This is a genomic window from Sediminibacillus albus, from assembly GCF_900101125.1.
Lineage (GTDB): Bacteria > Bacillota > Bacilli > Bacillales > Amphibacillaceae > Sediminibacillus > Sediminibacillus albus.
On sequence record NZ_FNFL01000010.1, the window covers coordinates 30,359 to 52,332 of the forward strand.

Annotated in this window: 18 protein-coding genes and 1 tRNA gene; 16 read left to right on the forward strand and 3 right to left on the reverse strand. The window is 41.5% G+C overall.

Annotated elements, in window-relative coordinates:
- Positions 1-78 precede the first annotated feature (78 nt).
- From mfd to BLR93_RS17540, 12 genes are all read left to right on the forward strand, one after another.
- Positions 79-3,603 (forward strand): transcription-repair coupling factor, encoded by a 3,525-nt coding sequence (gene mfd, locus BLR93_RS17485; protein WP_093217466.1) that lies wholly within the window; start codon positions 79-81, stop codon positions 3,601-3,603.
- 266 nt (positions 3,604-3,869) lie between these two features.
- Positions 3,870-4,403, forward strand: a complete 534-nt coding sequence (gene spoVT / locus BLR93_RS17490) for a stage V sporulation protein T (RefSeq protein ID WP_093217469.1) — start codon at positions 3,870-3,872, stop codon at positions 4,401-4,403.
- Between the two features lie 205 nt (positions 4,404-4,608).
- Positions 4,609-5,445: a glucose PTS transporter transcription antiterminator GlcT gene (glcT, locus tag BLR93_RS17495; protein ID WP_093217472.1), complete on the forward strand. Its 837-nt coding sequence runs from the start codon at positions 4,609-4,611 to the stop codon at positions 5,443-5,445.
- Between the two features lie 186 nt (positions 5,446-5,631).
- Positions 5,632-7,671 carry a glucose-specific PTS transporter subunit IIBC gene (gene ptsG / locus BLR93_RS17500; RefSeq protein WP_093217474.1) on the forward strand — a complete coding sequence of 680 codons (2,040 nt, stop codon included), beginning with the start codon at positions 5,632-5,634 and terminating at the stop codon, positions 7,669-7,671.
- A gap of 130 nt (positions 7,672-7,801) precedes the next feature.
- On the forward strand, positions 7,802-9,388 hold the full coding sequence (locus tag BLR93_RS17505) for a putative polysaccharide biosynthesis protein (RefSeq protein WP_093217477.1): 1,587 nt from the start codon (positions 7,802-7,804) through the stop codon (positions 9,386-9,388).
- A gap of 1 nt (position 9,389) precedes the next feature.
- Positions 9,390-10,838 carry a bifunctional methyltransferase/pyrophosphohydrolase YabN gene (gene yabN / locus BLR93_RS17510; RefSeq protein WP_342720781.1) on the forward strand — a complete coding sequence of 483 codons (1,449 nt, stop codon included), beginning with the start codon at positions 9,390-9,392 and terminating at the stop codon, positions 10,836-10,838.
- Positions 10,839-10,867: 29 nt separating this feature from the next.
- A complete protein-coding gene (locus BLR93_RS17515) occupies positions 10,868-11,125 on the forward strand; it encodes an RNA-binding S4 domain-containing protein (RefSeq protein ID WP_093217479.1) in 258 nt (85 codons plus the stop codon).
- A gap of 293 nt (positions 11,126-11,418) precedes the next feature.
- Positions 11,419-12,471: a ribosome small subunit-dependent GTPase A gene (gene rsgA / locus BLR93_RS17520; protein ID WP_245690190.1), complete on the forward strand. Its 1,053-nt coding sequence runs from the start codon at positions 11,419-11,421 to the stop codon at positions 12,469-12,471.
- Positions 12,472-12,592: 121 nt separating this feature from the next.
- On the forward strand, positions 12,593-12,892 hold the full coding sequence (yabP, locus tag BLR93_RS17525) for a sporulation protein YabP (protein WP_093217482.1): 300 nt from the start codon (positions 12,593-12,595) through the stop codon (positions 12,890-12,892).
- A complete protein-coding gene (gene yabQ, locus BLR93_RS17530) occupies positions 12,889-13,488 on the forward strand; it encodes a spore cortex biosynthesis protein YabQ (RefSeq protein WP_093217485.1) in 600 nt (199 codons plus the stop codon). Before yabP ends, yabQ begins: the two co-directional genes overlap by 4 nt.
- 7 nt (positions 13,489-13,495) lie before the next feature.
- Entirely contained in the window at positions 13,496-13,876 is a 381-nt protein-coding gene (locus tag BLR93_RS17535) for an FtsB family cell division protein (protein WP_093217486.1), read from the forward strand.
- A gap of 72 nt (positions 13,877-13,948) precedes the next feature.
- Positions 13,949-14,359, forward strand: coding sequence for a S1 domain-containing RNA-binding protein (locus BLR93_RS17540; RefSeq protein WP_093217489.1), 411 nt, complete (start codon positions 13,949-13,951; stop codon positions 14,357-14,359).
- A gap of 157 nt (positions 14,360-14,516) precedes the next feature.
- Here BLR93_RS17540 and BLR93_RS17545 read toward each other — a convergent pair.
- Positions 14,517-14,590 (reverse strand) — tRNA-Met (locus BLR93_RS17545).
- A 193-nt stretch (positions 14,591-14,783) separates the two neighbouring features.
- Between BLR93_RS17545 and BLR93_RS17550 the strand changes: the two genes are divergently transcribed.
- The gene (locus BLR93_RS17550) at positions 14,784-15,359 is read left to right on the forward strand and encodes a histidine phosphatase family protein (RefSeq protein WP_093217491.1); all 576 of its coding nucleotides are present in this window, start codon (positions 14,784-14,786) and stop codon (positions 15,357-15,359) included.
- A gap of 48 nt (positions 15,360-15,407) precedes the next feature.
- Here BLR93_RS17550 and BLR93_RS17555 read toward each other — a convergent pair whose 3' ends face one another.
- Entirely contained in the window at positions 15,408-16,940 is a 1,533-nt protein-coding gene (locus BLR93_RS17555) for a DHA2 family efflux MFS transporter permease subunit (protein WP_093217494.1), read from the reverse strand.
- On the reverse strand, positions 16,937-17,377 hold the full coding sequence (locus tag BLR93_RS17560; RefSeq protein ID WP_093217496.1) for a MarR family winged helix-turn-helix transcriptional regulator: 441 nt from the start codon (positions 17,375-17,377) through the stop codon (positions 16,937-16,939). Before BLR93_RS17560 ends, BLR93_RS17555 begins: the two co-directional genes overlap by 4 nt.
- 370 nt (positions 17,378-17,747) lie before the next feature.
- Between BLR93_RS17560 and spoIIE the strand changes: the two genes are divergently transcribed.
- The 3 genes from spoIIE (at position 17,748) to BLR93_RS17580 (ending at position 21,973) form a co-directional block, all read left to right on the forward strand.
- Positions 17,748-20,192, forward strand: a complete 2,445-nt coding sequence (gene spoIIE, locus BLR93_RS17570) for a stage II sporulation protein E (protein ID WP_093217502.1) — start codon at positions 17,748-17,750, stop codon at positions 20,190-20,192.
- A 124-nt stretch (positions 20,193-20,316) separates the two neighbouring features.
- Positions 20,317-21,051, forward strand: a complete 735-nt coding sequence (locus tag BLR93_RS17575; RefSeq protein ID WP_093217505.1) for a vWA domain-containing protein — start codon at positions 20,317-20,319, stop codon at positions 21,049-21,051.
- A complete protein-coding gene (locus BLR93_RS17580) occupies positions 21,020-21,973 on the forward strand; it encodes a protein kinase domain-containing protein (RefSeq protein ID WP_093217507.1) in 954 nt (317 codons plus the stop codon). The genes BLR93_RS17575 and BLR93_RS17580 overlap by 32 nt, the downstream gene beginning before the upstream one ends.
- Position 21,974 lies beyond the last annotated feature (1 nt).

Here is a 21,974-nt window from a genome sequence, read left to right on the forward strand (position 1 = left end):
AGCCAAGGCATTTTTGTACTTATACCAATAATTTATAAAAGTATAGCTTTAAAGGAAAGAATCCTAGGGGGAGGCACCATGCAAGGAATAAAACATTATTTAAAATCACAGGATGATATAAAATCAATTCTTTCCGGGGTAGAAGCAGGATTGAAAGAACAGTTGGTTTCCGGGTTGACAGGTTCGGCAAGAAGCTTACTCGCTTCATTGATTAGCGAGTCTGTAAACAAACCAATTCTATTGGTGACTCACCAACTAATGCAGGCACAGCAGCTGTATGAAGATCTTATGGAAATATCGGACAAAGATAACGTTCATTTATACCCGGTAAATGAATTAATTGCTTCTGAAATTGCAATTGCCAGCCCAGAGTTAAAGAGTCAGCGTATAGATGCGCTGAATAAGTGGATGGCGAAAGATTCAGGAATTCTGATAGCGCCAGTAGCCGCATTAAAGCGGATTTTGCCGCCAGCATCTTATTGGACAAAATACCAGCTCGAATTTCGATTAGAAAAAGAAATTGATATAGACAAGTATTTATCTGCTTTGATTGAAATGGGTTATGAACGGGTGGATATGGTCTCAACACCGGGTGAGATCAGCCTTCGTGGCGGAATTATCGATTTATATCCTTTAACAGAAGCAAACCCAATACGGGTAGAATTATTTGATGATGAAGTAGATTCTATCCGCTATTTTGATGCAGAATCCCAGCGTTCTCTGGAAAAAATTGATAACGTGACGATTGGTCCTGCGACAGAGCTGTTATTAACACCGTCAGATATAACATCAGGCGCCCGGATATTGGAAGAGGAACTTGCGAATTCCTTGCAAAAATTAAAAAAAACAGAAGATAAAGAGAAGCTGGCTGCTGTTGTCAATCATGATTTAGACCGGTTAAGGCAGCAAGAACGCTTTCAGGAAATGAATAAATATATCGGCTACTTTTACCAGGAGCCTGGTAGTTTGTTAGATTATCTTCCGGAGCATGGATTGGTTATTTTAGATGAGATGAGTCGTATCCAGGAGACAGCCAATCGCTTGGATGAAGAGGAAGCTGACTGGCATCATAGCCTGCTTGAAGGCAGCCAAATAGTCAGGAACATTTCTATTTCCTTTGATTGGCATCAGATATGGGCGAAAATGAAACAGCCACGCTTATATATGTCCGTATTCCTTCGGCATATACCAAACACGAATCCGCAAAATCTTGTTAATATGTCCTGTCGTGCCATGCAGCAATTTCATGGACAAATGAACTTGTTAAAAAATGAAATCACCCGTTGGCAAAAAAATGATTTTTCAATTATCATTTTTGCCCCCAATGAACAGCGGGCTGAAAAAATTCAAGCGGTGCTCGCAGATTATGATATGGAAGCTAACAGGGGTCCTAGCAACATAGAACTCCCGGTAGCAAAACCGACAATCATTATCGATAATATTAGCGGCGGGTTTGAATTGCCGATCCATAAAGTTGCCATCTTAACAGAAAGTGAACTATTTAAAAAACGAACAAGCAGACCTAAAAGAAAACAAAAAATCTCGAATGCAGAAAGAATTAAAAACTATCAAGAGTTGAAAGTGGGCGACTATGTTGTTCATGCCAACCACGGGATTGGCAGATACTTAGGTATTGAAACACTTGAAGTAAACGGCTTGCATAAAGATTTTATGCTGCTTAAATATATGGGGGATGACAAGCTCTTTGTTCCCATCGATCAGATAGATTTGGTACAGAAATATGTTGGGTCTGAAGGGAAAGAACCAAAGCTCTATAAGCTCGGCGGAAGTGAATGGAAGAAAGTGAAGAGCAAGGTTCAATCTTCTGTGGAGGATATTGCTGATGATTTGATTAAATTGTATGCAGAAAGAGAAGCGACTAAGGGACATGCTTTTTCAGAAGATACATTGATGCAGCGGGAGTTTGAAGACGCGTTTCCCTATCAGGAGACAGAGGATCAATTACGGTGCATTGATGAAATTAAAAAGGATATGGAGAGGCCACAGCCGATGGATCGGCTGCTTTGCGGCGATGTTGGCTACGGCAAGACAGAAGTAGCGATAAGAGCCGCATTTAAGGCGATTGCAGAAGGGAAGCAAGTAGCCATTTTAGTGCCGACTACCATCCTCGCGCAGCAGCATTATGAAACAATTATGGAACGGTTCCAAGGCCATGCAGTCAATATTGGACTGCTTAGCCGATTCCGCACCAGAAAACAGCAAAAGGAAACACTCGATGGATTGAAAAAAGGCTTGGTTGATATAGTGATTGGAACGCATCGTCTGTTATCCAAGGATGTAGAGTATAAAAGTATTGGCCTGCTTATTGTAGACGAAGAACAAAGGTTTGGAGTCAAGCATAAGGAGAAGATAAAACAATTGAAGACGAATGTGGATGTTTTGACGTTGACGGCGACCCCAATACCTCGAACACTGCATATGTCGATGCTCGGAGTGCGGGATTTATCTGTAATAGAAACACCGCCTGAAAATAGATTCCCCATTCAAACCTATGTATTGGAATATAATCCAGTCTTTTTAAGAGAAGCCATCGAGCGGGAAATGTCCCGTGGCGGACAAGTGTTTTTCTTGTATAACCGGGTGGAAAATATCGAGCGGATGGCAGAAGAAATTTCGGCCTTAGTAGATGATGCCCGGGTTGCATTCGCCCATGGCCAGATGAATGAGTCGGAGCTTGAAAATGTTATGTTTTCTTTTCTCGAAGGAGAGTTTGACGTATTAGTAAGTACGACCATTATCGAAACAGGGGTAGATATTCCGAATGTCAACACGTTAATTGTCTATGATGCAGATAAGATGGGCTTAAGCCAGCTATACCAGCTGCGCGGACGAGTAGGAAGATCCAATCGTGTCGCTTATTCCTATTTCACTTACCAGCCGGATAAAGTGTTGACAGAAGTAGCTGAAAAACGACTACAGGCAATTAAGGAATTTACGGAACTTGGTTCTGGCTTTAAAATAGCAATGCGTGACCTATCGATCCGGGGAGCAGGCAACCTGCTCGGGTCCCAGCAGCACGGCTTCATTGATTCCGTCGGTTTTGATATGTATTCCCAAATGCTTAAAGAGGCGATAGATGCCAAAAAAGCAGGAAAAACGATCGAAGAAGCGAAACCATTTGAAGTAGAGCTTGATTTAGATTTGGACGCGTACATCCCTGACAGTTATATCAACGATGAAAAACAAAAAATTGATATGTATAAACGGTTTCAGGCAATTAGCTCCCAAGAGGATATCTATGACTTGAAAGAAGAAATAATCGATCGTTTCGGTGATTATCCGATTGAGGTTGAAAATCTCTTCCATGTAGCCGGCATAAAAATTAATGCCAGGCAACAACGTGTCGAAGCAGTCAGTGAAAAAAGAAATAAAATTGAAATTTTAGTAGAAGAAGATACCAGTCAGCACATTGATGGCGCCAAGCTGTTTGAGTTTGCGTCCAGTTACGGCCGGATGGTACAGCTCGGTACAGAAAACCGGAACCTGAAAATGGTACTGCAATGGGATAAACAAAATAAACTGCGCCGCTACGAAATCGTGGAAGAACTAATTCAAGGACTAAAACACACAAAAAGGGACTAAGAAAAGCGGTACGGCCGAGTAAAGAAAGGCACCCTAATTTCGCTGCGTTCTTTGGAAAGGCGAGAGCGGTAGCGGCGTCTCCACCACATTTATGCTTACTTGTTTACTTGTCTTTTGATTCCTTTTATTCAGCTAAATTTAGCTTATTTATGTATAGTTCTACCAACGTGAATCATACTAAAGCCACAACTGGTTATTTCTGCTTAAAGATAAGGATGGTGGAAATACAGCCAGAATGATCATCAAAGAAAGTGAGGCTACACAGAATGAAAGCAACAGGAATTGTGCGTCGAATTGATGATTTAGGCAGAGTGGTGATTCCTAAAGAAATTAGAAGAACATTAAGGATTAGAGAAGGGGATCCACTAGAAATTTTTGTGGATAGAGATGGAGAAGTCATTTTGAAAAAATACTCCCCGATAAGTGAGTTAGGTGACTTTGCTAAGGAATATGCAGATGCCTTGTTTGATTCTCTGGGGTCCCCTGTACTTATATGTGATCGTGACGAATTCATAGCTATTTCTGGAGAGTCGAAAAAGGAATATTTAGGAAAAAACATCGGTTCCCAAATGGAAAAAGCTATGGATGAACGAACTCTTGTAACAGATAAGGATGCCACAATTGAATTAGTAGAGGGAAGAGAAGAAAAAATTGCTTCCTTTGCACTCAGCCCAATTATTGCTAATGGAGATCCTATTGGATGTGTAATGATTATATCTAAGACCAATGACGAATTGGGTCCAGTAGAGCAAAAAGCTGTTGAGACCGCCGCCAGCTTCCTTGCCAGGCAAATGGAGTAATTGATGATTTGGTGGTAATTTATCGAAAAAGGACTTGGCCAAAGAGCATTTAAATGCTTCTTAACGCCAGTCCTTTTTATTTGTCGTCCTTTTGTTTAGCCATCGATTATCTCATGTTCAGGAACATTCGCTTGTAAAAACTCAGGCAGGGCTTTACGATGGGTAAAAGAGAAGCGTATTGCGGGAATACCAGGGAGAGGAATATATGGAACAGCTTATCATTGATAAAGTGTTGAATAATAATGTAGTGATCGGAGAACACGAGACCTACAAAGAAGTTGTTTTAATCGGAAAAGGGATTGGTTTTAACAGAAAGCAAGGGGATAAAATATCAATCGACAAAGCAGATAAGACGTTCTTGCTCAAGGATGAAAAGGAGAAGGAACAGTATGTCAATCTGCTCCCTTATATTGACAAGGAGCTCCTTGAATTTATAAATGACATTCTTCTGTTTATCGAGGAGAGAATGGGGAAACAATTAAACGAGCATATTCATGTGGCATTGACCGACCATATAGCCTTTGCGATTAACCGGGCTAAAAAAGATATGCATTTTTCCAACCCGTTCCTGTTTGAAATAGAGGCTCTTTATCCAAAGGAATACCAAGTCGCCGTAGAAGTAATCACCAAGGTAGAGGAAAGAATGGGTGTAGCATTTCCTCCGGGTGAAGTAGGTTTTGTCGCATTGCATATTCACAGTGCAGTCACTGATAAAACGCTTCGTGATATTAACCAATACCATCAATTGATTGCTACCATGATCGAATTGATCGAAGAAAATTTAAAGATTCGTTTGCACAAGCAGGACGTCAATTATTTCCGGCTCATTCAGCACTTGCACAGAGCTATCGACCGTGCCCATAAAGGGGAAACGCTCGGCAAAGAAAAAAGACTTGCTGAAATGTTGAAAAAAGAATATCCGGTGTGCTATAATCTTGCTTGGAAGTTAGTCAAAGTCATGCAACAACAATTACATCAATCGGTGGATGAGTCGGAAGTGCTCTATCTGACGATTCATTTACAACGTTTAACCACATCTTAACTAATACGTGTTACTGATACGATCAGGCATGAGTATGAAAAGATATTCGGGTTACTATAAAGGATAAGTGTATCCTTTATGACCTGAGTCTTGAATGCTCATGCTTTTTTTATTGTTAAGATGAAAACGTTTTATGGTGTAAGGAGATTAGCAAACTTTCATATCACTAATTTTAGGAGGAAGAACATGTTTAAAAATGCTTTTGGTACTTTACAAAAAGTCGGTAAAGCTTTAATGCTTCCGGTCGCCTTATTGCCGGCGGCTGGTATATTACTTGCATTCGGTACTAGTTTTGCCCAGGATACGTTTGTACAAAAGTTCCCTTTCTTCGGGACTCCGTGGGTACAACAGATTTTAGCTGTCATGGCCGAAGCGGGCGGGGTTATTTTTGATAACCTGCCATTGCTCTTTGCTGTCGGTGTTGCCATCGGGCTAGCCGGTGGGGATGGGGTAGCTGGACTAGCTGCAATTATTGGCTACTTAATTATGAATGTGACGATGGGTGTATTTGGAAATGTTACGCCACAGATGGCGGAGGATAATCCAGGATATGCCATGGTGCTGGGAAATCCAACGCTGCAAACAGGTGTGTTCGGCGGGATTATCGTTGGCTTACTAGCATCTTATATGTATAGGAAATTTTTCGATATTCAGCTTCCGCAATTTTTAGGTTTCTTCGCTGGTAAGCGGTTTGTGCCGATTATCACTGCATTTTCTGCGTTAATTTTAGGTATTATCATGTTGTTTATCTGGCCGTATGCGCAAAATGGTTTAAATGCTTTATCCCATTTTATGTTGGAAACAAACCGAACGCTTTCTACTTTTGTGTTCGGAGTGATTGAGCGTGCCTTAATCCCATTCGGTTTGCACCATATTTTCTATTCTCCGTTTTGGTTTGAATTTGGTTCGTATACAAATGCAGCGGGGGAAATTGTCCGTGGTGACCAGACTATCTTCTTTGCCCAATTGAAGGATGGCGTTGAGTTTACAGCAGGAACGTTCATGGTAGGTAAATTTCCGTTCATGATGTTCGGGCTTCCGGCAGCTGCTTTGGCAATTTACCATACAGCCAAGCCTGGACGGAAAAAAGTCGTGGCCGGCATTATGGGATCGGCAGCACTTACTTCATTCCTGACGGGTATTACAGAGCCTTTAGAGTTCTCATTTTTATTCGTAGCTCCCGTGTTATTCGGTATCCATACTATCTTTGCTGGTTTGTCCTTTATGACCATGCACCTTTTGGATGTAAAGATTGGTATGACATTTTCAGGCGGGCTGATTGACTTCCTGCTGTTTGGTGTTATGCAGAACCGGACAGCCTGGTGGTGGGTCATCATCGTCGGTCTAGTTCTTGCAGTCATTTATTACTTTGGATTCCGCTGGGCGATTCTTAAGTTCAACCTGGCGACTCCAGGACGGGAAGATGAGGCCGCTGACGAAGATAATGGTGAAGAAATTGGCGACCTTCCTTATGAAATCCTGTCTGCGATGGGCGGAAAAGAAAACATTACTCATTTAGATGCTTGTATCACCCGATTACGAGTAAGTGTCGATGATAAAAATGAAGTAGATAAAAACCGCCTGAAAAAATTAGGCGCTTCTGGGGTGATGGAGGTAGGAAATAATATTCAAGCAATATTTGGACCAGTGTCAGACAGTCTTCGCGGCCAAATGCAGGATATTATCGACGGAAAAACTCCTAGATCTAAGGAAGACGTTTCTCAAATTATCGACAAGGCAAAAGACGGGGAAGAAGCTCCAGTGGATTTGGGCAATTTGGAATTCACTAGTCCGTTATCCGGTGAAATTCTACCGATTACGGAAGTTCCTGATCAAGTATTTTCCGAAAAGATGATGGGCGATGGCTTTGCGATTAAACCAACTGACGGAAAAATCGTTTCACCTATCAATGGTAAAGTATTGAATGTCTTTCCTACAAAGCATGCAATCGGCCTGCAGGCAGACAATGGGACAGAAATTTTGCTCCACATCGGCATTGATACAGTGAAATTAAAAGGTGAAGGCTTTGATGCCAAAGTACAAGAGGGTGACCTTGTGGAGCAAGGGCAGATCTTAATGGAAGCAGATTTTGATTACATTGCTGAAAATGCTGCTTCAACTGTAACCCCAATAGTATTCACCAACCTGGAGGAAGGCCAGGAGGTATCTGTTAAAGCTTCTGGAACAGTCCAATCGAACGAGAAAGATATCATTACTATTCAATAAAGAGAATAACTGTAAGCTCCGTTTTGTTCCCTGAGAACAGGCGGGGCTTTTTTTATAAGCACTATGCTATAATAACAAGGAATTTCCGTTTAAAATCGAATGATGATATTGATATAGAAAGGCGTTAAGAATGGAAGAAGAACAACAAACAAAGCAATTGTTTAAAGGTGCTCTTCTGCTGACGATGGCAGGCTTGATTAGTAAAGTCTTAAGTGCAGGGTATCGTATTCCGTTACAAAATATAACAGGCGATGCGGGTTTTTACATATACCAGCAGATTTATCCCTTCCTGGGTATAGCGCTAATGCTGTCTCTCTATGGATTTCCAGCAGCGATTTCCAAGCTTGTCGCAGAGGAACGCAAACAAGGAAAGAAACTATCTATTGGCTCTTTTTACTTACCAGTGTTTATTTTGCTAATCATAATTAATGTCATCTTGTTTTTGATTCTTTATTTAAGTGCAGGGACAATTGCCGAGTGGATGGGCGATGCAAGGCTGGCTGCCTCACTGCATGCTGCCTCATTTACCTTCTTAGTAGTACCATTCAGCTCAGCTTTCCGCGGGTTGTTTCAAGGGTTAAATGATATGAAGCCGACTGCCGTTTCGCAAATAGTGGAACAATTAGTCAGAGTAAGTATCATTTTGGCTTCAGCATTTATCCTGGTGGAGCAAGGCGGTAATATTTATGAAATAGGAACCGGAGCTGGACTAGCATCTTTGCTTGGGATTAGTGCTTCCTCTTTGATTTTGTTAATTATCTGGGTGAAACGCAAACCCTGGCACCAAAACAAGTACGTTATCAGTTGGAAGTATTACTTCGAAACAATTTTCCTTTATGGGTTTATTATTTGTTTAAATTACATGATGCTATTATTGGTTCAATTTGCGGATGCTTTTACACTAATGCCAAATTTAGTCGAGTTTGGGGTAACTAAACAGGACGCAATAATTTGGAAGGGAGTTTTCGATAGAGGACAGCCCTTGGTTCAACTTGGAACAGTTCTCGGCTCGTCCGTGGCACTAGCTTTAGTTCCGACGGTTACCAGACAAAGAATGGATAAAAACCGTGATCAATTAAAAGTACATGTCAAGAGCGCCTGGAAGTTTAGTTTGTTTTTTTCATCAGGTGCAGCTGCCGGGCTGATAGCGATTCTCCCTTATGCGAATGTTTTATTATTTGAAAACAGTTCAGGAACCGCTAGTCTGCAAATCCTGGCCCTGACCATCCTGTTTGCATCCTTGGCTATGACGGTTGCCTCAATCTTACAGGGGTTGGGATATATTCGAGTAACAGCTGTTATTGTCCTTTTAGGCTTAGCGTGTAAGTGGCTGTTAAATGAATGGCTTGTTCCTATATGGGGAATATCAGGCAGCGCCGCTGCTACTGTTTTTAGTGTACTGATCATTTTATTAATAAATGTTTGGCAGCTAAAACGGCTGCTGCCCGAATTAAAGTTGATGTTATTTAATTGGCGATCATTGATTTTTTCTTTAGCCGGCATGCTAATATTGCTGGGGGTTATGGACAATACCTTAGGAAGCACACTAAGGGTGAATGCCAGAACTGACTACGCGGCTTATACCGTGCTCGCTTGTCTAGCCGGAGGAGTAGTTTATACAGCTTTGTTTGTCAGATTAAATGGATTTACTAATGAAGAACTGAGGTCTTTTCCGCTGGGAGAACTTTTGGTCCGCTTTAACAAAGGAGGAAGTTAGTATGGTGAATTCAATAGAAATTATCGGGCTGGGCGCTGGTGATATCGACCAGCTGCCATTAGGGATTTATCGTAAGCTGATCAGCCATCAGCAATCCATTTATGTAAGAACAGTTGATCATCCAGTAATAGATAGTTTGCAAAAGGAAGGGGTTTCCTTTACGTCGTTTGATACTGTTTATGAAAAGAATGAAGCCTTTGATGCTGTATATCGGGAGATAACCGACTTGCTTGTGGAAGCAGCTTCTGGGGAGGATGTCGTATATGCTGTGCCAGGTCATCCAATGCTTGCCGAAAAAACGGTGCAGCTACTGCTGCAGGATAGTAGAATTAATGTAAAAATAACTGGCGGTCAAAGCTATTTAGATGCATTGTTTTCAGCATTGAGAATAGACCCAATCGAAGGATTTCAATTTGTCGATGCCACCTCATTCAAACGAAATCAACTGGAATATCGCCAACATTTAGTATTTTGCCAGGTGTACGATGCGTTTATTGCCTCCGAAGTTAAGTTAACGTTGTTAGAAGACCTGCCGCCTGAGCATCCTGTAAAAATTGTAGAGGCAGTGGGCAGTACAGGAGAAACGATTCAAACAATTCCGCTGGTAGAGCTTGACCAGACAGCGAAACTTAGCAATCTGACGAGTGTTTATATTCCACCAGTTGCGGAAACACAATTAAACCACCAATTTTACCGATTGCGCGAGGTAATTGCGCAATTAAGAGGACCTGAAGGCTGTCCTTGGGACAAGGAACAAACCCACGAGTCATTAAGGCAGTACCTGATCGAAGAAGCGTTTGAATTCATTGAAGCTGTAAATAATCAGGACGATGAAGGAATGGTGGAGGAAATAGGCGATGTCCTTTTACAAGTAATGCTTCACAGCCAAATTGGAGAAGATGCAGGATTTTTTAGTATTGATGACGTAATTAATACATTAACGGCTAAAATGATCCGCCGCCATCCTCATGTATTTGCAGAAGCAACTGCTGAAACGGCAGAACAGGTGGCAGAAAGCTGGCAGCAAATCAAAGCCGGGGAGAAAGAAAACGTGCCCCCATCCTTACTGAGTGGTATTCCCGCAGATCTTCCGCAGCTTTTGATAGCTGAAGCGCTGCAGAAAAAAGCGGCGAAAGCTGGTTTTGATTGGGAACAGGAAGAGCCAATCTGGGAAAAGCTGCACGAGGAATTGAAGGAATGGCAAGAAGCTGTCGGGCAGGCAAATAGCGAAGAAGCAGAAAAAGAATTTGGAGATGTCTTATTTGCTATTGTAAACCTTGCCAGATATTATAAAATCAACCCCGAAATTTCATTACACAGAACGAATTGCAAGTTTAAAAGGAGATTCCAATACATTGAACAACAAGCCGATGCCCAGGACAGGCAGCTGACAGATATGCCATTGGAGGAATTAGATAAATATTGGAATGAAGCAAAACGAATGGAATAACAATATAAAAAGGAAGTGACATTTTCCATATGAGGTTAGATAAATTCTTGAAAATTTCCAGATTGATCAAACGTAGAACATTGGCAAAGGAGGTTGCCGACCAGGGTCGAATCACGATTAACGGTAACCAGGCAAAGGCTTCATCTAATGTAGCTGTCGGAGATGAATTGACGATTCAATTTGGACAGAAGTTATTAACTATACAAATTGAGTCACTACGGGAAATAGTGAAAAAGGACGAAGCGGCATCTTTATATACAGTAAAAAAAGAAGAAGCCGTTAATTAAATGTTCGAATAGCAAAAGGGCGGCCTCGACTTTACATCGGGTCTGCCCTTTTTTATCGTGTGCGGCGGTAGGCGGGATGTTGAATTTTAGATGAATTTTTTATTTAAACAGGGCTGTCCAGGTAAAAAACCGGATGTTGTTTCTCCCGTTTTATGGTAAACTTTCCTCAACATGTAAAGGAGCGTGATGTTTATGAGCGTAGTATTCATTCGAAATGTCCAGAATAGCAGCCAAACAGACAAGGAGGATGTAGCTGTCTAGTAGCAATGTTCTCCTGAATAGGAGGAAAAAAATTGTACGAACTGAATACTTTAGGATATCAATCGTTTTTTGAAAATCAGGTAGAATCTGCCGATTATCAGCCTGGAAGAATAGCGACCGCTGCAAATGGGATTTATAAGATCTTTTCGCCCCAAGGAGAATTGCAGGCACAAGTGTCAGGAAAATTTCACCATATGGCCATAGAGGCGCGGGATTACCCTTGTGTCGGTGACTGGGTCTTGTACCAGCCGATAAGTAACGAACTAAAAGGCGTGATTCATAAAGTTTTAAACAGAAAAAGCCTGATCTCCCGCCATGCTGCAGGAGAAAAACAAGAAGAGCAGCTGATGGCTGCGAATGTAGATACGGTATTCCTGGTAAATGCTTTGAATCAGGACTTTAACGTTAGAAGAATGGAACGCTATCTCACACAGGTATATGAAAGCGGGGCAGCTCCTGTATTTATCCTAACCAAGAAAGATTTATGCGAAGAGCAGGAGGTAGCGGACAAAATCCAAGCAGTGGAAGAGATAGCATTTGGTGTGCCGATTATCACCGTTGATGCACTTCACGTTAACAATGATGAAATGGAACAGATCAAACGATTTCTTGATCTCGGAAAAACAATCTCCCTGCTGGGTTCATCAGGTGTGGGGAAATCCACATTGATTAATCGATTGCTGGGCAAAGAAGTCCAAAAAACGCAGGATATACGGGAAGATGATGCAAAAGGCCGGCATACAACTACACACCGGGAGCTGTTCCTGCTTCCTGATGGAGGAGTGATTATCGATACACCGGGAATGCGGGAATTACAGCTGTGGACCGGAGAAGATGCTGCCAATCAAACGTTCCGTGATATCGAAGCACTGGCAGAAAGGTGCAAGTTTCGTGATTGTCGGCATGACCAGGAGCCGGGCTGTGCAATCAAAGAAGCAATCGATGGCGGCGAACTTTCATCGGAGAGATATAAAAGCTATCGTAAGTTACAACGGGAAGCAAAGTTCCTAGACCTTAAAGAAAAATATGGAGCCCACCGCGCGACAAGGATCCAGGTAGAGGAATTATATAAAGGGACATGGTAGGCGCAAACAAAGCAAGCATCCAGTGGGATGCTTGCTTTGTTCAATAAATTAATTGTGTCCCTAATGTTCTAAGCCTGTCCCTTCCTTCATACATATATAACGATAAAGGGAGGGCTGTACAATGAATTATTATGAAAAGGATCCTTCTGTTCGTGCCCAGGCAGAGCATCATATTAAGATGAATAATAGAAGAAACTTAGAAATTTCCGGTGTTAAAGAAGTCGATAGTTTTGATAATGAGGAATTTCTTTTGCAAACAGTGATGGGCTACCTGATTGTCCGGGGAGAAAATTTACAGATGAAAAACCTGGATGTCGGTGAAGGGAATGTATCAATCAAAGGAAAAATTTTGGAGCTTTCTTATTTAGACGAACATCACGGAGAGAAAGCTAAAGGATTCTTTAGCAAGCTGTTCAAATGACACTCACGGTTCAATTTGCCGCCATTTTAACCATGATAGCGGGCGGAGTGTATGTGGGAGCAGCTATCGATACATTCCGCAGATTTGAAAAAGGCTGGAAGCACCGTTTGTTTTTTTCCTATAGTTTAGAGATCTGTTTCTGGCTTTTGCAAACGCTAATCTTGTTTTACCTCCTCTACCGCGTCAATCAGGGTGAATTACGCTTATACATTTTCCTAGCTATTTTGTGTGGCTTCGCTGCATATAAGGCGTTGTTTGAGCAAATGTACAGAAAACTGCTGGAAAAGCTGATTGACTTAACAAGATTAATTTATCGGTTTTTTTCCAGGTTGTTTAAACTGCTCGTGATTAAGCCGATTACAGGGTTGTTTCGGCTGATTTTTCTTGCTTTAACCGGGTTCTGGATAGTTTTATTGTGGCTGCTAGCGGTTATAGTAAAAGTGCTGATATTTCCATTTCAGCTATTAATTAAGATGGTTTGGGCACTCATGCCGCAATATCTTAAAAAATACTTTTACAAAGTTGCAGGATTTTATAGTAAAATAAAGAATACATTAAGGAAATGGTGGCGTTCTATTCATAATAAAAGGAGGTAGCCGGCCGGTGGCAAGAAAAGAAAAAGCTGTAGCACGAATTGATTCCAGCTATATGAAGCAATATGATGCTCATATGGAAAGGCAGAAGAAAAAGAAGAAGCGACTTTACCGCCGATTAATGCTATTCTCTTTGATTGTCGTTTTAATGCTGGGAGGTTTGACTGTTTACCACATTAATCAGCGGACACTCCATGCTGAAAAGCAAGAGCAGTATCAGCAATTGGAAGAGAAAATGACTTCTCTAAAGGAAGAAGAAAAAGATCTAAAACAGGAAGTGCAATTATTGCAAGATGAAGAATACGTAATGGAAATAGCAAGAACCAATTACTTTTTTTCCAACAAGGGAGAGATAATTTTTAAACTTCCTGAGGAAAAGCCATCTTATTGACACGCATTTTATCGCTTATATATAATATATAAGTAGGATACTTTTAAAATTCTAAGGAGGAGCATTTTTTTTATGTCAATCGAAGTAGGCAGCAAGTTGCAGGGTAAGGTAACAGGAATCACTAATTTTGGAGCTTTTGTTGAACTGCCTGGGGGTTCAACTGGTTTGGTCCATATTAGTGAAGTTGCCGATAACTATGTTAAAGACATTAATGAACATTTAACAGTCGGAGATGAAGTAACCGTTAAGGTCATTAATGTTGAGAAGGATGGCAAAATTGGTTTGTCGATTAAAAAAGCTAAAGACAATCCTAATGCCGGGCGCCGCAAAAGCAATACTACTACCAAAAGTAATAACCGCGACCGCACGGAAACTTTTGAATCTAAAATGAACCGTTTCCTTAAAGATTCAGAGGACCGCTTGGCTTCTATTAGAAAAAATACAGAATCTAAACGCGGAGGTCGAGGTGCTAAGAAAGGATAAACTTGCTGTCTATTAAGAGAGAGCTGTAAGAGATGAACTCTGTTAATATATAAATAAAACTGGTGCCATACTCCGAGGTATGGCACCAGTTTTTTATCGGAAAGCATAGATACTAATTAAAAAGGATGGTCTCTTATGAGACCACCCTTACACTTGATAGCGGCGGAGGGGATCGAACCCCCGACCTCACGGGTATGAACCGTACGCTCTAGCCAGCTGAGCTACACCGCCAAGTAACCAATATATGGTGTGAAAAATAGTGCCTTAGTTGTTGAGGCACAAGTGATATAATACAATAGCATGAAAAGACTGTCAATAGAAAAAGAGAAATTGGCAAATGAGGTATCGGTTTAATTTTTTCCTTCTTAGTGGAGAGGGTATGTTCTGCAATTGCAGTAGATTATTGTGAAACGGAGGGGCAACTATGATTTGTCTTGTGCGTCATGGGGAAACAGATTGGAACTTACAGGGGAAACTGCAAGGAGAAACAGATATTCCTCTGAATGATACGGGTATTCAACAGGCAGAAGAATGTCGAGACTATTTTAAAGAAGTAGAAGTTGATCGGATTATTACCACTCCTCTGGTTAGAGCCCGAAAGACGGCGGAAATTATTAATGAAAATTGGAATAAACCAATGGAAGTGATGGAAGCCTTCCGTGAAAGGTCATTTGGTTTGGCAGAGGGAATGTCTATGGAAGAAAGAAATAGATTGTACCCTGACAGAAATTACCCGGGACAGGAGCCAATCGATTCTTTCCGGGACAGAGTAATGCAGGGAATTGAAGAAATTACAAGTAAATACTTGGATGAAGAGCTTTTATTGGTGGCTCATGGAGGAGTCATCAATGTTATCTTGTCTACTGTCTCAAATGGCGAGATCGGCACAGGTAAAACAAGGTTAATCAATGCGTGTATTAGTAATATCCAGTTCGTAAAAGAAGGGTGGAAAATACATAATTATAATCAAGTAGAACACTTATCTAAATACAGCAGGTAGTAAGACAAATGTATTAAAAAGAGGCATCTAATCAAAGATGCCTCCTTTTTACTTTTGTGGAGAAGCAGACTGATTCGCAGCCAAGTTTGGTTGTACTGTTTCCTGCCTAGCTTTTTGTTCTGTTTCATTTTCATCAGCGGGGGTCACCTTCTTCAAAAAGAAGGAAAGAGCAAAGCCCAGTACTGCAAAGGCAGTAGCAACCATGAAAGAGTCATTGATTCCTTCTATGGTTGCATGCTGAAAGGCATATAATTCGGGATTAGCGGCTTCATTTGGAATAAATTCGCTTAAATGGGTGGTTCGCCGATTGCTCATAACGGTGACAAGAAATGCTGTGCCAATTGCTCCGGAAACTTGTCGAAGTGTATTGGCCATGGCAGTCCCATGGGAATACAAACGCCTTGGCAGCTGATTTAAACCTGCTGTCATTATTGGCATCATAATCATCGAAATACCGACCATTCGTGCGCTGTAAATAACCATCATATGCATGTAAGTGGTGGAGTCGGTCAAATCCGTGAAAAAGAAAGTAGTAACTGCTGTAATCCCCAAACCTACTAAAGCAAGGGGACGGGCGCCAATCTTATCGAATAATTTACCGGTAATCGGGGACATGATTCCAGAAATAATCGCACCTGGCAGCAGCAGAAGCCCTGATTCCAACGGTGTGAAGCCACGGACGATTTGCAGGTACAAAGGAACTAAAATCATGGAAGCAAACATAGCCATCGTAACAACTACATTGATAATAGTAGTTAAAGTGAACATGTTATATTTAAATACCCGGAACTCCAGCATTGGGTTACTAAGCTTAAGCTGACGGAATATAAATATTGCCATAGCCATCGTACCTGTCGCCAGGGAAATTAATACTCCCGTATCACTCCATCCACTGTTTCCTGCTGTACTGAAGCCATACAACAGTCCTCCAAAGGCGAAGGTAGAAAGAATGATGGAAGGAATATCTACTTTTGGATTGCTAAGCTTCGTCACATTTCTTAATAAGAAATACGCCAAAATAAGATCAATAACTGCTATTGGTAAAACAATAAAAAATAGCAGCCGCCATGAATAGTTCTGGACGATCCAACCAGAAAGAGTTGGTCCGATCGCTGGGGCAAACATCATTGCAAGACCGATGAGCCCCATGGCTCCTCCCCGTTTTTCCAGAGGGAAAAGGCTTAAAATAACATTGGTAAGCAGCGGCATCATAATACCGGCACCTGCTGCCTGGACGATGCGGCCGATAATAATTAAAAAGAATGATGGCGATATGCCGCAAATAAAAGTACCGATTGCAAATAAACTTATCGCTGTCAGAAACAACTTACGAGTGCTGAATCGTTCCATCAGAAAAGCAGTAATTGGTATAAGAATACCGTTCACTAACATGAAGACAGTTGTCAGCCATTGGGCTGTGTTTTCTGTTATGTCTAAATCTACCATCATTACCGGAAGGGCAATATTCATTAATGTCTGATTTAAAATAGCAACAAATGCTCCGAGCACCAAAATAAAAATTATTGGTCCTTTTGCCACCTGGGATGCATCTATATATGCTGTTCTATCGCGCAATTTCATTCATCTCCATCTAATTTGATTTTACTAAGCACCAAGCCGTGAAGCTCGATCAGTTTTTCTGCATCCTGTTCATCTATAGTTTTCAATCCGTCCAGCCTTTCCAAGTAATGCCTGTACGCCTCTTGCTTCTTTCTTAATCCCAGATCAGTAAGGGTTAGTACAAGCGCCCGGCGGTCCTGGTCTGATCTTTTTCGCTGGACATAACCTGCCTTCACTAGCCGTTCCACGGTTCCACTAATAGTGCTTTTGCTATTATTTAGTTTGCTTGCCACTTCCACCAGGCCTAGACTAGGTCTTTCTTCCAGCAGTTTAAGGATTTGCAGCTGCAAAGTGGTGACTCCAAGGTCGTTTGCATTCTGCCACGCCTGTTTGTAGAACACTTTATTTACTTCTCGAAAAGAAGAGATGATTTTTTCTATTTTCTCGATATCCTGCAAATTTTTATATCTCCTTTATTTAAAGATTGATTGCCTCCAAACCAGTGAGTAAGGAGAATATAACCAACAATAGTTCTTATGCGAACAATTAGCACAAGAACCATTATAGACATTTGCTCAAAAAATGCAATAAAAAAAACAAAAAACGCTTTATCACAATTAAATAGAGAGCGGTTCTTTGGTTTTTGACAACAATTGCCGTGATGTTTGGACGAAACGACAGACGAATCATCAGCTTGTCTGGTTTTTATGTTGAAAATGGATTGCATCTCTTGAATACCGTCGAACAATTTTTTATTTCTCTTCTGTTGTTTTGACAAAAAATAGAAGGAGGATGTGCTTAAATAGAAAAATGAAGGAGTGGTGTTTAATGATGGATACAGTTGCAGGACAGCAAACAAAAACAGTATTCAATAAGAAAGCCCTGGAGAAGTCGAAGCGGAAGTTGGGGGAAAAGGTGAAAATGCTTTTCATAGAAAAAGGCTGGCTGCTGCTATTTGTCGGCTTTTTACTGGGACGGGCTATCGTTCTTTCCTCTATGTCGCCTTTTGCCCTTTCTTTTCTCGCTTCCGTATGGTTGGTAAGGAAGGAAAAGTCTTTTCCGGTGATGATTGCGATTCTAGTAGGTGCTTTTAGTTATCATTGGCAGCACGGTCTATATGTATTAGCAGCAATGTCCATATTTATTTTTAGTGCAGCATTATTAAAAAAGGTCCAACAGCAACAGAAGCTTTTACCCATCCTTGTCCTAGTCTCAAGCATATTGCCGCGGTTGTTCAGCTATTCCTTACTGAATCAACTAACAGCATATGAGTGGATGCTTGCTGCAGTCGAGGGGATTTTGGGAGCTGTGCTTGTTCTTATATTTATGCAAAGTGTACCGCTATTATCACCAAAAAGATACAAACCAGCACTTAAAAATGAAGAAATTGTTTGTATGATCATTCTATTGGCTTCGATTTTGACAGGTACGATTGGCTGGGAAATCCAAGGGGCATCGATTGAGCAAATAACCTCCAGATACCTGGTATTGCTGCTCGCGTATGTCGGAGGAGCAGATATTGGATCCACTGTCGGTGTAGTGGCAGGGTTGATTCTGAGCCTTGCCAATGTAGCAAGTCTTTATCAGATGAGTTTACTGGCTTTCTCTGGTTTGCTCGGAGGTCTATTGAAAGATGGAAAAAAGGTCGGGGTGAGTATCGGCTTAATTGTGGGGACACTGATGATTGGCGTCTATGGAAAAGGAATCGAGTCGCTCTTGCCTTCTTTACTGGAAACCTTCATGGCGGTAATTTTATTTATTTGTACACCCCAGAGTTGGGTGAAAAAACTCTCAAGATACATTCCGGGAACGATGGAGCATTCGATGGAACAGGAACAGTACTTGCAGAAGGTCCGGGATGTGACTGCCAACCGCGTCGAGCAGTTTTCCCATGTGTTTGAAGCTTTATCAAGAAGCTTTGTACAGCAGCAGCAAAGCCCTGTTGAAGAGGAATATCTAAAAGAAACAGACTATTTTTTGAGCAATGTTACCGAAAAAACCTGTCAATCCTGTTTTAAAAAGGATCGATGCTGGGCTCAAAACTTTGATAAGACTTACGGCCTTTTGACAGATTTGAAGAGTAGTCTGGAAACAGGCAATGGCCCTGATAGAGTATTACAAAAAAACCTGGAAGGGCATTGTGTGAAGTCTAAAAAGGTTGTGGAAACGATGCAGCATGAACTGTCTTTTTATGAAGCAAATCAAAAGCTAAAAAAACAGGTAAGCGAGAGCAGGCGGTTTGTAGCGGATCAGTTATTGGGCGTTTCGGAAGTTATGGATGACTTTGCGAAAGAAATCTTGAAAGAACGACAGAATCATGAACAGCAAGAACAGGAAATAGCTGCTTCTTTAAAGCAAATTGGGATGGAAGTAGAAAAGTTGGATATTTATAGTGTGGAAAAAGGCAATATTGATATCGAAATGCATATTACATTCCCGCAATATCATGGGGAAGGCGCCAAGCTGATAGCTCCCATGCTTTCCGATATTCTGGAAGAAACAGTGATTGTTAAGGAGGAAGACATCTCTCCATTTCCGAATGGAGAATGCTTTTTGTCCTTTGGATCTGCCAAAAAGTATGCAATAGAAACTGGTGTATCCCATGCCGCTAAGGGAGGTGGCTTAATATCGGGGGACAGCTTTTCGACGATAGAGTTAGGAGCCGGGAAGTATGCCATGGCGATAAGTGACGGAATGGGAAATGGTGAACGGGCCCATGAAGAAAGCAAAGAAACCTTGCGTCTGCTGCAGCAAATCCTGCAGTCGGGGATTCAGGAACAGATAGCCATCAAGTCGATTAACTCCATTCTTTCATTAAGGACCAGCGAAGAAATCTTTTCTACATTAGATTTAGCGGTAATCGATTTACATAATGCTGCTATCCGCTTTTTGAAAATAGGATCAACACCAAGCTTTATAAAAAGTGGAAGGCATATGCATAAAGTGGAAGCCAGTAATTTGCCGATCGGTATTATCCGGGAATTTGATGTAGACGTTGTCAGTGATCAGTTAAAACCAGGGGACTTGTTAATCATGATGAGTGACGGCATATTTGAAGGGCCAAAACATATTGAAAACGTCGATATGTGGCTGAAAAGAAAAATCGCAGAAATGGAAACGGATGATCCACAAGAAATCGCCGATTTGATTTTGGAAGAGGTAGTAAGGAATCGTGCTGGGGAGATTGAAGATGATATGACGGTGCTAGTGGCAAGAATTGATATAAACAAACCTAAATGGGCTGCTTTTCCTGCTTATCAGCAGCACGCTTGACAGGATCCTTCCTCCAACAGGTATAAAGTTCCTTCAAAACGTCGATGATGATGATAATTATTGAACTATTCAACCTAATAAAGCGATGCAGCAATATTGAGAAGAACGGAGGAGGAATATATAAATGAAAAAAGGAACTTTAAAGCAGATTTTGTTAATCACAGATGGGTGTTCTAATCGGGGAGAAAATCCCTCGGCAGTAGCGGCGTTAGCTTTTGAACAAGGAATAACCGTAAATGTTATCGGCATCATGGAAGACAATCAACGGGAAAGTGATGGGGGACTCCGGGAAGTAGAAGATATTGCATTGTCCGGCGGAGGTGTTAGTCAGCTTGTTTACCAGCAAGTATTATCTCAAACAGTACAGGCGGTTACCAAGCAGGCGATGACTCAGACATTGCAGGGAGTGGTGAACCAGGAATTAAAACAAATATTAGGTCCGAACCAAAGCCTGGAAGACCTGCCTCCTGAACAAAGAGGAGAAGTAATGGAAGTAGTAGAGGATTTAGGGGAAACATGCGACTTGGAAGTGCTCGTATTAGTTGATACTAGTGCTAGCATGAATGACAAGCTGCCTACTGTCCAGGAAGCACTGTTTGACTTATCGGTGAGCTTGAATGCAAGAATCGGGCGCAACCGTTTTTCCATTTTTGCTTTTCCGGGAAGGAAATCCAACATCAATAAAATACTAGATTGGTCACCGCGTTTGGATTCGATAGCATCTGTATTTCCTAAGTTGACTAGCGGAGGTATCACACCAACTGGTCCTGCTTTGAAGGAAGCAATGTATCAATTCGGCAAAAAAAGCTTGTTAAGGAGCTTTAGAAATGAACATGAATCAGACGTCGAAGAAGCTTGAACTAAGCTTGCAGCCAGGCACATCCATAATTGGTAAATGGCATAAAAATAATTATCGCATTACCCGGCGGCTCGGCTATGGCGCTATAGGGGCTGTCTACCTTTGTAACTTTAATGGGAAACAAGCTGCATTAAAAATAAGTACCAGCGGTTCTTCGATTACAATGGAAGTGAATGTGTTGAAAACCTTACAGAAGGTCCAGGGAAACGGCAGCCTTGGGCCTTCTTTGCTGGATGTGGATGATTGGCAGCATCCTGGCGGTACTCGGTGTTCCTTTTATGTGATGGAATATGTCAATGGGAAAGACTTAGGTGGATTTATTCAAAGCCATGGCGACGAGTGGCTGGGTATCCTCATGATGCAGTTATTGGGGGATCTGCAAAAACTTCACCAAGCTGGCTGGGTGTTTGGTGATTTAAAGACGGAAAACTTATTGGTTGCTTCATCACCACCAAGAATCCGCTGGATTGATGTGGGGGGTACTACTCAAATTGGAAGATCAATCAAAGAATACACGGAATTTTATGATCGAGGCTACTGGAAAATGGGGACCCGCAAGGCAGAGCCTTCATACGATTTGTTTGCCCTGGCTATGGTTATGCTGCAAATATACTATCCGGCCCGTTTTGACAAAGGTAACCATCCAGAAAAGATGTTGATGACCAAGTTATCTGCCACGCCCCAGCTAAAGAAATATTACACTCCGATAAAAAAAGCACTATATGGCACTTACACTTCCAGTGAGCAAATGAGAAGAGATATAGCCTCTTTGATTATGCAACATTCTCCCAAAGCGCAAAAACCTACCAGGATTGGCCAACGAAAGGCTGCTGCTGTCAAACCACAGCATTCCTTTATGGAAAGCATAGTAATTCTTGTTACAGCAGTAGTATTCTATCTGTTTCACATGGTTTTCATATAGG

What these genes read in the sequence shown, in the direction of transcription:
- mfd (WP_093217466.1), top strand. Translation starts at nt 79, where the DNA reads ATGCAAGGAATAAAACATTATTTAAAATCACAGGATGATATAAAATCA.
- spoVT (WP_093217469.1), top strand. Translation starts at nt 3,870, where the DNA reads ATGAAAGCAACAGGAATTGTGCGTCGAATTGATGATTTAGGCAGAGTG.
- glcT (WP_093217472.1), top strand. Translation starts at nt 4,609, where the DNA reads ATGGAACAGCTTATCATTGATAAAGTGTTGAATAATAATGTAGTGATC.
- ptsG (WP_093217474.1), top strand. Translation starts at nt 5,632, where the DNA reads ATGTTTAAAAATGCTTTTGGTACTTTACAAAAAGTCGGTAAAGCTTTA.
- BLR93_RS17505 (WP_093217477.1), top strand. Translation starts at nt 7,802, where the DNA reads ATGGAAGAAGAACAACAAACAAAGCAATTGTTTAAAGGTGCTCTTCTG.
- yabN (WP_342720781.1), top strand. Translation starts at nt 9,390, where the DNA reads ATGGTGAATTCAATAGAAATTATCGGGCTGGGCGCTGGTGATATCGAC.
- BLR93_RS17515 (WP_093217479.1), top strand. Translation starts at nt 10,868, where the DNA reads ATGAGGTTAGATAAATTCTTGAAAATTTCCAGATTGATCAAACGTAGA.
- yabP (WP_093217482.1), top strand. Translation starts at nt 12,593, where the DNA reads ATGAATTATTATGAAAAGGATCCTTCTGTTCGTGCCCAGGCAGAGCAT.
- yabQ (WP_093217485.1), top strand. Translation starts at nt 12,889, where the DNA reads ATGACACTCACGGTTCAATTTGCCGCCATTTTAACCATGATAGCGGGC.
- BLR93_RS17540 (WP_093217489.1), top strand. Translation starts at nt 13,949, where the DNA reads ATGTCAATCGAAGTAGGCAGCAAGTTGCAGGGTAAGGTAACAGGAATC.
- BLR93_RS17550 (WP_093217491.1), top strand. Translation starts at nt 14,784, where the DNA reads ATGATTTGTCTTGTGCGTCATGGGGAAACAGATTGGAACTTACAGGGG.
- BLR93_RS17555 (WP_093217494.1), bottom strand. Translation starts at nt 16,940, where the DNA reads ATGAAATTGCGCGATAGAACAGCATATATAGATGCATCCCAGGTGGCA.
- spoIIE (WP_093217502.1), top strand. Translation starts at nt 17,748, where the DNA reads ATGATGGATACAGTTGCAGGACAGCAAACAAAAACAGTATTCAATAAG.
- BLR93_RS17575 (WP_093217505.1), top strand. Translation starts at nt 20,317, where the DNA reads ATGAAAAAAGGAACTTTAAAGCAGATTTTGTTAATCACAGATGGGTGT.
- BLR93_RS17580 (WP_093217507.1), top strand. Translation starts at nt 21,020, where the DNA reads ATGAACATGAATCAGACGTCGAAGAAGCTTGAACTAAGCTTGCAGCCA.